General features: G+C 71.2%; 12 protein-coding genes. 5 read left to right on the forward strand and 7 right to left on the reverse strand.

All coding sequences use genetic code 11. From position 1 onward, the window contains the following. Window positions 1–230 precede the first annotated feature (230 nt). Both E1294_RS25375 and E1294_RS25380 read left to right on the forward strand, forming a co-directional pair. A complete protein-coding gene (locus E1294_RS25375; RefSeq protein WP_132512255.1) occupies window positions 231–983 on the forward strand; it encodes a 3-hydroxybutyrate dehydrogenase in 753 nt (250 codons plus the stop codon). Continuing rightward, complete coding sequence (locus tag E1294_RS25380) at window positions 980–2,839, forward strand: helix-turn-helix domain-containing protein (protein ID WP_246083263.1); 1,860 nt, start codon at window positions 980–982, stop codon at window positions 2,837–2,839. Before E1294_RS25375 ends, E1294_RS25380 begins: the two co-directional genes overlap by 4 nt. A gap of 43 nt (window positions 2,840–2,882) precedes the next feature. On the opposite strand, the gene E1294_RS25385 is transcribed toward E1294_RS25380, so the two are convergent. Next, entirely contained in the window at window positions 2,883–4,880 is a 1,998-nt protein-coding gene (locus E1294_RS25385) for a glycosyltransferase family 2 protein (protein ID WP_132512257.1), read from the reverse strand. 70 nt (window positions 4,881–4,950) lie between these two features. Further along, window positions 4,951–5,655, reverse strand: coding sequence for an aggregation-promoting factor C-terminal-like domain-containing protein (locus E1294_RS25390; RefSeq protein WP_246083264.1), 705 nt, complete (start codon window positions 5,653–5,655; stop codon window positions 4,951–4,953). 272 nt (window positions 5,656–5,927) lie between these two features. Here E1294_RS25390 and E1294_RS25395 point away from each other — a divergent pair, with 272 nt between their 5' ends. Genes E1294_RS25395 through E1294_RS25405 form a run of 3 tightly spaced genes read left to right on the forward strand, consistent with a single transcriptional unit; the run spans window position 5,928 to window position 8,511 of the window. Beyond that, the gene (locus E1294_RS25395) at window positions 5,928–6,602 is read left to right on the forward strand and encodes a response regulator transcription factor (protein ID WP_132512259.1); all 675 of its coding nucleotides are present in this window, start codon (window positions 5,928–5,930) and stop codon (window positions 6,600–6,602) included. Continuing rightward, window positions 6,599–8,011, forward strand: coding sequence for a sensor histidine kinase (locus tag E1294_RS25400; RefSeq protein WP_132512261.1), 1,413 nt, complete (start codon window positions 6,599–6,601; stop codon window positions 8,009–8,011). The genes E1294_RS25395 and E1294_RS25400 overlap by 4 nt, the downstream gene beginning before the upstream one ends. Then, complete coding sequence (locus E1294_RS25405) at window positions 8,008–8,511, forward strand: hypothetical protein (RefSeq protein ID WP_132512263.1); 504 nt, start codon at window positions 8,008–8,010, stop codon at window positions 8,509–8,511. Before E1294_RS25400 ends, E1294_RS25405 begins: the two co-directional genes overlap by 4 nt. On the opposite strand, the gene phoH2 is transcribed toward E1294_RS25405, so the two are convergent. The 5 genes from phoH2 to E1294_RS25430 all read right to left on the reverse strand — a co-directional run. Then, window positions 8,512–9,831: an RNA 5'-3' helicase PhoH2 gene (gene phoH2 / locus E1294_RS25410; protein ID WP_281284500.1), complete on the reverse strand. Its 1,320-nt coding sequence runs from the start codon at window positions 9,829–9,831 to the stop codon at window positions 8,512–8,514. 207 nt (window positions 9,832–10,038) lie between these two features. Continuing rightward, entirely contained in the window at window positions 10,039–10,800 is a 762-nt protein-coding gene (locus E1294_RS25415; RefSeq protein WP_132512265.1) for an isoprenyl transferase, read from the reverse strand. 41 nt (window positions 10,801–10,841) lie between these two features. Then, window positions 10,842–11,390, reverse strand: a complete 549-nt coding sequence (locus E1294_RS25420; RefSeq protein ID WP_132512267.1) for a hypothetical protein — start codon at window positions 11,388–11,390, stop codon at window positions 10,842–10,844. 51 nt (window positions 11,391–11,441) lie between these two features. After that, complete coding sequence (locus E1294_RS25425; protein WP_132512269.1) at window positions 11,442–11,864, reverse strand: SCO6045 C-terminal-like domain-containing protein; 423 nt, start codon at window positions 11,862–11,864, stop codon at window positions 11,442–11,444. Further along, window positions 11,861–12,744: MbnB/TglH/ChrH family RiPP precursor modification enzyme (locus E1294_RS25430; RefSeq protein ID WP_132512271.1), on the reverse strand; the 884-nt coding region annotated here is incomplete at its 5' end. The genes E1294_RS25425 and E1294_RS25430, both read right to left, overlap by 4 nt.

Raw genomic sequence — 12,744 nt, forward strand, 5'->3', positions numbered from 1 at the left:
CCTTTTCGTCAGTGCTCGACGGGGGCGCGTGCGACATGCGTACGGCCGCCTCGTCGAGGCGGCCGTGTGCGTATGCGCTGGAAGGTCCGCCTAGGAGGCGGGCCACCACAGGAACGAATACGCGATCATGCGACCCAACATAGCAGACCACGTCGGCCACATAAGGCGACTGCGTTCTATGTCTCATGCACCCATGTGCCGGAGCGCGGCGAGCGCTAAAGTCAAGGGGTATGGCGAAGGAGCTGACGGGGCGGACGGCGCTGGTCACGGGTGCCGGCGGCGGCATCGGGGCGGCCTGCGCCCGGCGGCTGGCCGCGGCGGGAGCCAGGGTGATGGTCGTCGATCTGCGGGCCGAGCCCGCCACGACGGTGGCCGCCGAGATCGGCGGCGTGGCCGTCGTGGCCGATCTGAGCGAGCCCGGCTTCTTGGCGGCGCTGCCCGACGAGCCCATCGACATCGTGGTCAACAACGCGGGGTTCCAGCACGTCGCGCCGGTCGAGGAGTTCCCGCCCGAGGTGTTCTCGGCGATGCTCAGGGTCATGGTCGAGGCGCCGTTCCTGATCGCGCGCGAGGTGCTGCCCGGCATGTACGCCAGGGGCTGGGGACGGTTCGTGAACATCTCGTCGGTCCACGGGCTGCGGGCCTCGCCGTACAAGTCGGCGTACACCGCGGCCAAGCACGGGCTGGAGGGGTTCTCCAAGGTGGTCGCGCTCGAAGGCGCTCCCCATGGGGTGACCTCGACGTGCGTCTGCCCCGCCTACGTCCGCACCGGGCTGGTCGAGGCGCAGATCGCCGACCAGGCCAGGGTGCACGGCATCGCGCCCGACGAGGTGGTGACGGACATCATGCTCCAGCCGGCCGCGATCAAGCGGCTGATCGAGCCGGAGGAGGTGGCCGAGCTGGTCGCCTACCTGTGCGGGCCCGGCGGGGCGTTCATCACCGGCGTGTCGCTCCCTGTGGACGGCGGCTGGACGGCCAGGTGACCGGCACCACCTTCCTCGAACTGCTGGCCAGGGAGGCGTCGGCGGTCGAGTTCGAAGGTCCGATCATCGCGGCCAGGGCCGCGGGCGCGGACCCGGCCACGATCGAGGAGCTCGAACAGGCCAAGGTCGAAGCGCTGAAGGTGCGCGACCTGCTCAGGAGGCGCGCCAGGCGGGAGGCCGAGTTGTCGGCGCTGTACGACACGGCCGGCGACCTGGCCGCGCTGCGCGACCTCGACGCCGTGCTCGAGGCCATCGTGCACAGAGCGAGGCAGTTGCTGGCCACCGACATCGCGTACATGACACTGCACGACCCCGAGCGGGGCGACACGTACATGCGGGTCACCGACGGGTCGATCTCGGCGAAGTTCCGGGCGCTGCGGCTGGCCATGGGGACGGGGCTGGGCGGCCTGGTGGCGCAGACGGCGGTCCCGTACGCGACGGCCGACTATTTCGCCGACGCGAGGTTCCGGCACAAGGACGACATCGACGAGGCCGTCACGGAGGAGGGCCTGGTCGCGATCCTGGGCGTGCCGCTGCGGCTGGGGCAGCGGGTGATCGGCGTGCTGATGGCGGCCAACCGCAGCGCGCGGCCGTTCCATCAGGAGGAGGTGTCGCTGCTGGCCAGCCTGGCGGCGCACGCCGCGGTCGCGATCGACAACGCCAGGTTGCTGCAGGAGACGAGGAACGCGCTGGAGGAGCTCTCCCACGCCCACCGGACGGCCAGGGCGCACGGCGAGGCCGTGGAGCGGGCCGCGCTGGCGCACGACAGGATGACCTCGCTGGTGCTGCGCGGCGGCGGGATCGAGGACGTCGCGGCGGTGGTGACCGACGTGCTCGGCGGCTCGCTGGCGGTGCTGGACGACCTGGGCCGGGCGCTCACGGGAGACGTCGGGGAGCTCGACCAGGAGGTGTTCGAGGCGGCGCAGGCGTCCAGGGCGCTGGGCCGTACCGTGCGCAGGGGCGACCTGCTGATCGCGTCGGTGGACGTCGGAGGGGAACCGCTGTGCACGCTGGTCCTGTGCAGCGACGACGCCGACGAGCCCATCCTGGAGCGGGCGGCGCTCGTGTGCGCGCTGCTGCTGCTGTTCCGCCGGAGTGTGGCGGAGGCCGAGGGGCGGGTCAGGGGCGAGCTGCTCGACGACCTGATCGCGCGGCCCGGCTCCCCCGGCCTGGCCGACCGGGCGCACCGGCTCGGCGTCGATCTGGGCGCGCCGCACGTCGTCGTGGTGGCCAAGCACGCGGGGCAGCGCGAACGGGCCGCGTTCTGGGCGTCGTCGCAGGCCACGAGGTGGCACGGGCTGGCCGCCGGGCGCGGCGACGAGGTCGTGCTGCTGCTGCCGGGCGGCGACGCGAGCGGCGCCGCCCGGCGGGTGGCCACCGAGCTGAGCGTGTCCCTGCAGAGCCCGGCCACGGCGGGCGCGTCCGGCATGTCGGGTGAGGGCAGGGAGCCGCCCGGGGCACAGGGCGTCGCCGGGGCCTACCAGGAGGCGCGGCGGTGCGCGGAGGCGCTCATCGCGCTCGGCCGGGCGGGCGACGGCGCGAGCGCGGCCGAGCTGGGCTTCGTCGGCCTGCTCGTCGGCGACGGCCGTGACGTGCGCGGTTTCGTGGACTCGACGCTCGGCGCGGTGATCGAGTACGACGCCCGCAGGGGCACCGCGCTCGCCGACACGTTGTCCGCCTACTTCGGCTCGGGCGGGTCTCCTTCGCGTACGGCCGAGGCCATGCACATCCACGTCAACACCGTCACGCAGCGGCTCGACCGGGTCGGCAAGCTGCTCGGCGAGGGCTGGCTGGAGCCGGAGGGCGCGCTCGAGATCCAGCTCGCGCTCCGCTTGCACCGGCTCGGCCACACATAGACCAGGCAGGCTGTAGGCGCCGACGCCATAGGAGTGACGCCGGTCATTCCTTGAGGTACCGGTGGCCGCCCGCGCGCGCCAGACGCACCATGTGGCGCGCACCGGGCAGGCGCCGGCCGATCCGGTGCAGCAGGGTGTCGCGGCCCATGGGCGAGCGGCGCTCGGGCTCGGCCGCGGCGGCCGGGCGCACCTCGACCCGGCCCCTGCGCATCTCCAGCGCGAACCTGAGCCCGAACTCCCCGTCCGACGAGCGCAGCGACGACAACCAGGTGCCGGGGCCGAAGTGGTCGTCTTCCGGCATGATCCGCTTGACCGGCACCTTGGCCACGAGCTGCCCGGCGATTCTGCCCGGCACGCCGGCTTCGACCAGCGCGGGAGCGCACACCTCGCGGGCACGCCGCCCGCTGCTGCGCAACACCAGCTCCAGCGGCGGCCCTCCGCTCGGCGGCACGTACGGCACCGGCAGCACGACGTACAGGTGACCGTCGAGGTGCTTGACCGTCACGCCCGGGGACACGAGCGCGATCGACTCCGAGAACGAGCGCGGCTCGACGACCAGGCCCAGCTCACCCTGGTCGGTCCAGCACGGCACCACGAGCCGCATCCTGGGCCGCTGGGCCAGCACGCCCAGGCAGTTGAGCGGCCCCTTGGCACGGCTGACGCGGCTCCTGGCCTGGTTGGCGCCGCCGAACATGCGTACGTGCACCTCCCACTGCCCCGGCCTGAGCGGCTCGCCGAGCGCGGCGCTGGTGACGTCGAGCCGGGCCTCGCCCTTGATCTGCACGCGGAAGCGGCGGCGGCCGTCCTGGATGCGCTCCACGTGCTGGGTCAGCGGCAGGAAGTACACGAGCCCCGTCTCGGTGTGCCGGACGTAGACCTCGATGCGCGCCCGCTCGATCGCGTCGGTGACGTCGGTGACGCTCTCGGGCAGGCGCCTGGCGTCGATGGAGCGCGGCGGGATCCAGTGCAGGCGGTCGCCGTCGGCGCGGTACCTGTCGGGTGTGCCGTCGCCGCCGTGCACCTCCACGGTCAGCCCGAGCACCAGGACGTGGGCGTCCCAGCGCACCTCGGTCAGGTCGGAGCGCAGGCCCGCCCGCCTGGTGGAATTGGCCAGGAGCATGATCTGGTCCAGGCGTCCCGTGCGCACGTACGCGGCCACCACGCGCATCTGAACGGGCAGGTAGGTGTCGAGCCGCTCGGGGAACCGCTGGAACACCAACTCCTGGACCACCCGGAAGTGCACGCCGCGGTCGACGGATGAGTCGGCGAACTTGCTGGTCAGCAGGGGGCGCAGGACGACGGAACGGAACCAGTGGGCGTACATGCGCTCGCGCTGGCGGCCCTCGCCGACGTAGGTGTCGATGTCGTCGAGCAGCGCGTGCAGCTCCTTCACGATCGCCCGCGGCTCGTCCTCGGCGACGGGGCGCCGGCCGAGGTGGCAGCAGACGTGCTCGGCCAGCACGGCGATGGCCTTGGCGTGCAGGTACGCCCGCATCACGAACGCCTGCTCCCCCATCAGCCCGCCGGGGACGGGGAAGCCGAGCTCGTGCTGCTCCAGGAAGGTGCGCCGGTAGAGCTGCTGCGGAAGGAGCAGGGTGAGCAGCTTGTCGCGCACGACGTCGGCGCGGGCGGTGCTGCGCTCGAACGCGGTCATCGGCGGCCCGTAGTCGCGGACCAGCCGGCCGATCAGCACGTCGGCGTCGGTCTCCATCGCGCGGTCGTGCATGCGGGCGATCGCGTCACGTTCGAGGCGGTCACCCTGGTCGAGAAAGTAGACGTAGTCGCCGGTGGCCGCGGCCAGGCCGACGTTGCGGCCGCGCATCGGCGTGCCCGTGTGCGGCAGGTGCAGCGTACGCACGTTGGGGCGGGCCGAGGCGATGGTGTCCAGCCGTTCCCCGATGCCGTCGGTCGACCCGTCGTCGACGAAGATCACTTCGTAGTCGTCTGCGGGCATCGTCTGCTCCAGCGCGGAGCGGATGCACGCGTCGGCGGTGTCACCCGGATTGCAGACAATGACGATCACACTGACCTTCACACCCATGCGGCCAGCGTGCGCCGATATACCCGATCGGACGCGGCGGCTTGCCGATTTGAGGAGGAAAGTTGACCTGTTAGTACCAGCCCACCGACTGTGAATGGCCCCAGGCGCCGCACGGCGTGCCGTAGCGGCCCTTGATGTAGCCGAGGCCCCACTCGATCTGGGTGGTGGCGTTGGTCTGCCAGTCGGCGCCCGCGCTGGCCATCTTGCTGCCCGGCAGCGACTGCGGGATGCCGTACGCGCCGGAGTAGCGGTTCATGGCCCGCTCGTTCCAGCCGCTCTCCTTCTGCCAGAGCCGCTCCAGGCAACCCCACTGGTCGTCGCCCCAGCCTCTGGCCGCCAGCATGGACTTGGCGGTGGCCTTGTTGCTGCCCGGCGAGGGGTCGCTGCCCGGCGGGAAGTTCGCGGCGGGGAACCCGTCACCGCCGGGCGCCCGCTCCGGGACGACCCAGTCGAAGCCCTTTGCCTTGCCGGAGCGGCCCTTCTTCAGCTGGTCGGCGCGGTAGGCCTGCTCGGCGGCGTTCTTCAGCGCGTCGGTCTCGGGGTCTGGCCCCGACAGGTCGCCGCCGGCCAGCTTGGCGAAGTCGTCGACGGAGAGCGCGGCCTGCTGCGGCCTGTTGGCGTTCTGGACGGCGCGGTAGGCGACGAAGCCACCGCCGCCGACGACGATCACCAGCGTGGCGGCGGTGATGACGACGCGCTTCGGCGTGACACGCGAACGCCGCCGCGCCGAGGGAGAGGCATCCTTCGGGTGGCGCTCGCGAGGGCGCTCGCTCAACTGCGGACCGGGGCTCACGATCCATGAGCTTGCCCTGTCCTAGGGGGTGGTCCGCAACCGAAACGCGGGAATCGCTTGGCGTAAGTTTGGCTAACTATCGGGTTAGCGTGGAGTTTCCCGATCAGTGTGACATTCATCACACTGTCGCGCGGCCCTTGGAGGGTTTGCGCGCCAACACAGGACGACACTCGACATCTCTTCGCCCCATCAACGGATTGTCACGATTTGGTGACGTAACTCGGATATTTGGGACATGGAACAATAATGTGCGCGTGGCAGGCATCCTCCTTGTAGAAGACGACCCCTCCGTCCGTACGGCACTCGAACTCGCGCTGACGCGGCAGGGGCACTCCGTCACGTCCTACGCGACGGGCGAGGAGGCGCTCGACCACATCAGGGCCCGCCGCCCCGAGATCGCGATCCTCGACGTCATGCTCCCCGGGATCGACGGCATCGAGGTGTGCCGCCGCGTACGCAAGCTCGACCAGCTCCCCGTCATCCTCCTCACCGCCCGCGGCGACGACCTGGACGTGGTCGTCGGGCTGGAGGCGGGCGCCGACGACTACGTGGTCAAGCCCGTCGAGCCCAGGGTCCTGGACGCCCGCATCCGCGCCATCCTGCGCCGGGCGGAGTCGGCCGCCTCCGACCGCATCACCTTCGGCGACCTCGTGGTCGACCGGGGCGCGCTCAAGGTCTCGCTCGCCGGCAAGGAGATCCACCTGACGCCGACCGAGCTGCGGCTGCTCCTGGAGCTCATACGGCACCCCGGGCAGGTGCTCAACCGGCGCTACCTGCTGCGCGAGGTGTGGGACCACACGCACATCGCCGACTCGCGGCTGGTGGACGCCTGCGTGCAGCGGGTACGCGCGAAGATCGAACCCAAGCCGGGCGAGCCCGTGTTCATCCACACGGTGCGCGGGTTCGGCTACCGGTTCAGCCCTCCGTGATCCCGCTGCCCACCGGGCTGCGCGCCCGCCTGGTCATCACGTTCACGCTCGTGGCCGTGGCCGCCTCGCTGCTGGTCGCCACGATCGGCTTCGAGTTGGCCAAGACCGCGCTGGTCACCCGGGCCGAGACCACCGCGCTCGACCAGGTCACCAGGGAGCTCAGCAGCATCACCTTCCCCATCGGCCGGCTCAGGCCGGGCGAGGCCGCCCCCACAGCGAAGGAGCTCGGCCGCCTCGCCCACGCGCTCAACGGGCCGGGCCGCAGCGTCCTCATCGAGTACGGCGCCCTGATCGCCTCCGAGGGCCCGATGTCCATGAGCGACGTGCCCAACGAGCTCCACGGAAGGGCCAAGCAGAGCGTCGTCACCCAGCGCAAGATCATCCGGGGCGAGCTCTGGCTCATCGTCGGCGCCGAGGTCTACCGGGAGGCCGGCAGCAGGATCGAGGCGACGGGCCTGCGGGCGTTCGTCTTCTTCCCGCTGAAGGACGACGAGCGGCAGCTGGCCAGGCTCAGGACCACCTTCACCCAGGCCGGCGTGGTCATCGTGCTGATCGCGCTGGTCGTGGCGCTGCTGTCGGCCCGGCAGGTGCTGCTGCCGGTCCGGCGGCTGAGCGCGGCCGCGCAGGCGCTCGGCCAGGGCCGGCTGGACACGCGGCTGCCCGTCCACGGGCAGGACGAGCTGGCCGAGCTCACCAGCAGGTTCAACGACGCCGCCGCGGCGCTGGAGCTCAGCGTGGCGGAGCTGCGCTCGCTGGAGGCCATGTCGCGCAGGTTCGTCGCGGACGTCTCCCACGAGCTGCGCACGCCGCTGACCTCGATGACGGCCGTCGCCGACATGCTCTCCGAGGAGGCCGGCCGGCTGCCCGAGGCGCCGGCCGAGGCCGTACGCCTGGTGCTCAGGGAGATCGAGCGCCTGCGCGAGCTGGTCGAGCACCTGATCGAGGTCAGCCGCTTCGACGCGGGCACGGCCACGCTCAACCTCGAGCCGGTGAACGTGGCCGAGGCCATCGACGACTGCCTGGCCATGCGCGGCTGGAGCGACCAGGTGGCCGTGAAGGCCCCCCAGGGACTGGCCGTCAACCTGGACCCCGCCAGGTTCGACGTGATCGTGGCCAACCTCGTCGGCAACGCGCTCAAGCACGGCCGTCCACCGGTGCTGGTCAGCGCCAGAACCACGCAGAGCGGCCTGGAGGTGAAGGTGCGTGACCACGGCCAGGGCATCCCCCGCGAGGCGCTGCCGCACGTCTTCGACCGCTTCTTCAAGGCCGGCGCGGGCCGGTCGCGCAGCCAGGGCAGCGGTCTCGGCCTCGCCATCGCCAGGGCCAACGTGCACCTGCACGGCGGCACGATCTCCGTACGCGCTCAGAACCCCGGCACCCTCTTCACCGTCTGGTTGCCCCACGTATGAAAGCCCAACGCATCCTCGCCATCGCCGCGCTGGTCGGCGCCGCGGCCTGCGGCATCTCGCCCACCGACGTCCAGGACCGCGGCAACGCCCCGACCACCAAGATCCCCCCGCCGTCGAAGACGATCTACCTGCTCAGGGACGGCGAGCTCATCCTGGAAGCCGCCGACGTCGACAACGACACCGTCGGCAGCCTGCTCGGGGCGCTCTTCGACGCGTCGACCAAGCCGCTCGGCAACCGGGACACGGCGTTGCGCGGCTTCACCTACATCGGGATCAAGGACTCGCTCAACCCGATCCAGCGCGACGAGGTGCAGCTCCCGCGCACCTCGACGCTGACCGTCTACATCAGGGGCGAGGGCACGCTGACCAAGCTCGGCAAGGCCCAGATCGTCTGCACCGCCCAGCAGGACGCGGCGTTCGAGCTGGTCAAGATCGTACGCGAGAACGAGAACCGCCCCTCCGAGACGGAGGGGCGGTACACCTGCGGCGAGCTCAAGTGATCAGAGCGTGATGTCCTCCAGCATCTCCGTCACCAGGGCGGCGATTGGGGAACGCTCGGACCTGGTCAGCGTGACGTGCGCGAAGAGCGGGTGGCCCTTGAGCTTCTCCACCACCGCCACCACGCCGTCGTGCCGGCCCACCCGCAGATTGTCGCGCTGGGCGATGTCGTGGGTGAGCACGACCCGCGAGTTGGCGCCGATCCGGCTCAGCACCGTGAGCAGGACGCCGCGTTCGAGCGACTGGGCCTCGTCCACGATCACGAACGCGTCGTGCAGCGAGCGGCCGCGGATGTGCGTCAGCGGGAGCACCTCCAGCATGCCCCGGTCGAGCACCTCCTCGATCACCTCGGGCGAGGTGATCGCGCCCAGCGTGTCGTAGACCGCCTGCGCCCACGGGCCCATCTTCTCGCCCTCGGTGCCCGGCAGGTAGCCGAGCTCCTGGCCGCCCACGGCGTAGAGAGGGCGGAAGACGACCACCTTGCGGTGCTGGCGGCGCTCCAGGACCGCCTCCAGGCCGGCGCAGAGGGCCAGCGCCGACTTGCCGGTGCCGGCCCGGCCGCCGAGCGAGACGATGCCGATCTCCGGGTCCATCAGCAGCTCAAGGGCGATGCGCTGCTCGGCGGAGCGGCCGTGCAGGCCGAACACCTCGCGGTCGCCGCGCACGAGCTTGACCGACTTGTCCGGCAGCATCCTGCCGAGGGCCGAGCCCTTGGCCGACAGCAGCCGCAGGCCGGTGTGCGTGGGCAGCTCCCTGCCCTCCTCGACGTCGGCGGTGCCCTGGTCGAAGAGCGTCTCGACGTCTTCGGCGGTCACCTGGAGCTCGGCCATCCCCGTCCAGCCGGACTCGTGCACCAGCTCCGCGCGGTATTCCTCAGCCGACAGGCCGATCGAGGCGGCCTTGACCCGCAGCGGCAGGTCTTTGGACACAAGGACGACGTCGCAGCCCTCGGCGGCCAGCGAACGCGCCACGGTCAGGATGCGGGTGTCGTTGTCTCCCAGGCGGAAGCCCACGGGCAAGATGGACGGATCGCTGTGATTGAGCTCAACCCTGATCGTGCCATCCCCCGTCGGCATCGGCTCGTCGAGCCTGCCGTACTGAATGCGCAGCTCGTCGAGGTAGCGCAGGGCCTTCCTCGCGAAATAGCCGAGCTCGGGATGGTGCCGCTTTCCTTCCAGTTCCGTGATGACCACGATCGGAAGGACGACGTCGTGCTCGGCGAAGCGGGTCATTGCCGCCGGATCGGCTAGCAGGACCGAGGTGTCGAGCACGTACGTGCGCTTGGCCGGCTTGGTCGTAGGGTTGCTCGAGGACACTGCCACACGTTCTCCCCCGGGCGCCCATAGGTTCGGGCACCCTGCAGACGAGGCGGGAATCGGACCGGACCCGCGTCCCCGACCGCTACGTGCCGTCGGCGCCGGGGTCCGGCCCCCCTCGGCAGTTCACGATGCAAAGGCGGACCCTCTCCGAAATGTCCGTCCTGTGGCCGGACATTTCCAACGTTACGTCCTGAATACCCAGATGTCGCGTCAGGAACCGTAACGCCGGTGTCTCGCAGCGTAATCGCGCAGCGCTCGGAGGAAGTCGACCCTGCGGAAGTCCGGCCAGTAGGCCTCGTGGAAGTAGAACTCCGAATGGGCGCTCTGCCAGAGCATGAAGCCCGACAAGCGCTGCTCGCCCGAGGTCCGGATGAGGAGGTCCGGGTCGGGCTGGCCGCGAGTGTAAAGATGCTCCGCGATGTGCTCCACATCGAGCACCTCGACGAGGTCCTCGATGCTCGCCCCCTTGCTCGCATGCTCCTGGAGGAGTGAGCGCACCGCATCGGCAATCTCACGCCTTCCTCCATACCCAACTGCAACGTTCACAATCAGGCCTGGACGGTGCGAGGAGACTTCTTTTGCATCTTTGAGGACATTCGCCGTCCGGTCCGGCAGCAGGTCGAGCGCTCCGACGGGGCTGATCCGCCAGCCCTCGGCCACGAGCTCCCGCGTCACGTCCTCGATGATGCGTAGCAGGGGCTCCAGCTCGTCCCGCGGCCGGTTGAGGTTGTCGTTGGACAACATCCACACGGTGACGACCTCGACCCCGGTCTCGCGGCACCAGCCGAGCAGCTCCGAGATCTTGTCCGCGCCCTTGCGATGACCGCTGGCCACGTCGCGCATGCCCATGGCCCGCGCCCAGCGGCGGTTGCCGTCGATGATGACCCCGACGTGCCGGGGGACGCTGTCCTTGGACAGCTTGGCCTCCAGCCGGTGCTCATAGAGCCGGTAGACCAGATTGCGCAGGCCCACGGACGTGCCTCCCAGCGGTGCTGTGACCTAACAGGCAATTATCACCGTGATTCGCCCGTGCCTGCCCCCTGGACAGGATTTCTGGCCAAGTCTCTGCCTTCCAGGCACCCTTCGGCCTCTTCCACCAGCCCACGTACGAACCCCGACAACTCGGCCGAGGTCAGCACCGCCCGCATGCCCACGCCCGTGGCGCCCCATGCCTCCACGTAGGCCCGCCTGGTCAGCCGCCACTCGCCGGTCACGGGCTGCCATCTCGGGATGGTGCGCAGCTGGCAGCGGAGCTCCCCGCCGCCGACCAGGCCGGAACGCGTGCGGTAGCGGAAGGAGAACAGCTCGCTGTCGGGCGCCTCGTCGGGGAAACGATCGTCGGGGTCGGCCCACCGCCCGGCCGCGCCGCCGTCCCTGCGGGCCTGGTCGACGCCGCGCGCGAGGCGCGCGAGCAGCCAGCCGCACCGCTCCCCCACGCTGCCGTAAGGCCTGCCGTCCCGATGCAACTCAAGAGTGATCTCGTACGGCCTGCCGACGCTGTCCCTGCAGGCGATGGGCGTGACGCTCAGATACGAACCATCGACACAGCGCAGTCCCCCCATCCCCTCACAATTTCCGCCCGAAAGTCGGCTAAACCCGGGCGATGTCCCCGGTCAATCGGGCCATCCGCCCGGCCGGGAGCCGCCCGCGTTCCAGGGCAGGAGACGCGACCACCAGCGGCCCTTCCTGGACGGCGCGGGCATGCGGCCACGGGCTCGCAACCAGGCGGCGAAGTCGTCGGCGTCCGCGCGGTAGCCGGGCGGCGGCGTGCTGCGGGAACGCGCGTAGGCGGCGTACTCCGCGGCCAAGTCGGGGCCCGCGGCGGCGGCCGCGTCGGGGCGGAGCCTGGCCACGATGCCGCGCCGCTTGGCCAGCAGGCTCGCCGCCTGCACCCGCATACGTTCCGGGTCGAAACCCTCAGGCGGCTCCGCCCCCGTGACCAGAGCCGCCACCACCCGCCCCTGCGCCTCCGCCAGCCGCCGCCGCACCTCGTCCGTCGCCGCGACTCCCCCGCCGGGGACCTGCGGGCCGGTCACCGCGGCTCTCCCGCCAGGGACATGGCCACCCTGATCCGGAACAGCTCGGTCGCCAGGACGGCGTCGCTCGGGTAGTCGTCGTCCCATTCCAGCAGCACGCCCGGCGGCGCGGCGCGGGCGCACAGCTCGGTCAGCAGATCGAGCACCGGCTGCGGGGCGACCTCGGTGTGGGTGTCGTGCCAGATGCCGCCGTGCTCGTAGCCGCCGGCCACGTGGACGTAGGCGAGGTGCTCCAGCGGAAGCACGTCGAGCGCGGACACGGCCGGCAGGCCCAGGTTGACCTGGTTGGTGTAGAGGTTGGCCACGTCGATCAGCAGCCCGACGCCGGTGGCCGCGACCAGCTCCGCGAGGAACTCGGCCTCGGTCAGCTCGTCGTCGGGCCAGCCGAAGACGGCGGCGACGTTCTCCAGGGCCAGCGGCACGGGCAGGGCGTCCTGGGCCCGCCGCACGTTCTCGGTGACCACCCGCAGCGACTCGCGGGTGCGCGGCACGGGCAGCAGGTGCCCGGCCTCGACGCCTCCGCCGCGTACGAACGCCAGGTGCTCGCTGACCAGCGGCGCGTCGAGAGCCTGCGCGCAGGCGGCCAGATGAGCGAGCCTGGCGGGCGACGGCGGCTCCGCGTCGCCGACCCCGAGCGACACCCCGTGCGGGATCACCGGCAGGCCCCGCTCGCGCAGCACGCGTAACGACTCGGGCAGCCGAGCCGGCCTGATGTTCTCGGCGACCACTTCGAGGAAGTCGACGCCGTCCATCCGCTCGATCGTCAGGTCGAGCTCGCTCCGCCAGCCGATGCCCACTCCCAGCTCGGCCACGTCAGCCTCCTCCCCCACCACAACCACCGCCGCCGCAGCCGGAAGGCGCCGCGGCGCAGCCGGCCCAG

Origin of the sequence: Nonomuraea diastatica, from assembly GCF_004349015.1 — a bacterium.
Classification (GTDB): domain Bacteria; phylum Actinomycetota; class Actinomycetes; order Streptosporangiales; family Streptosporangiaceae; genus Nonomuraea; species Nonomuraea diastatica.

Coding starts and splice junctions, on each gene's coding strand:
- E1294_RS25385 (WP_132512257.1), bottom strand. CDS start 4,880: ATGGGTGTGAAGGTCAGTGTGATCGTCATTGTCTGCAATCCGGGTGAC.
- E1294_RS25420 (WP_132512267.1), bottom strand. CDS start 11,390: ATGGGGGGACTGCGCTGTGTCGATGGTTCGTATCTGAGCGTCACGCCC.
- E1294_RS25405 (WP_132512263.1), top strand. CDS start 8,008: ATGAAAGCCCAACGCATCCTCGCCATCGCCGCGCTGGTCGGCGCCGCG.
- E1294_RS25375 (WP_132512255.1), top strand. CDS start 231: ATGGCGAAGGAGCTGACGGGGCGGACGGCGCTGGTCACGGGTGCCGGC.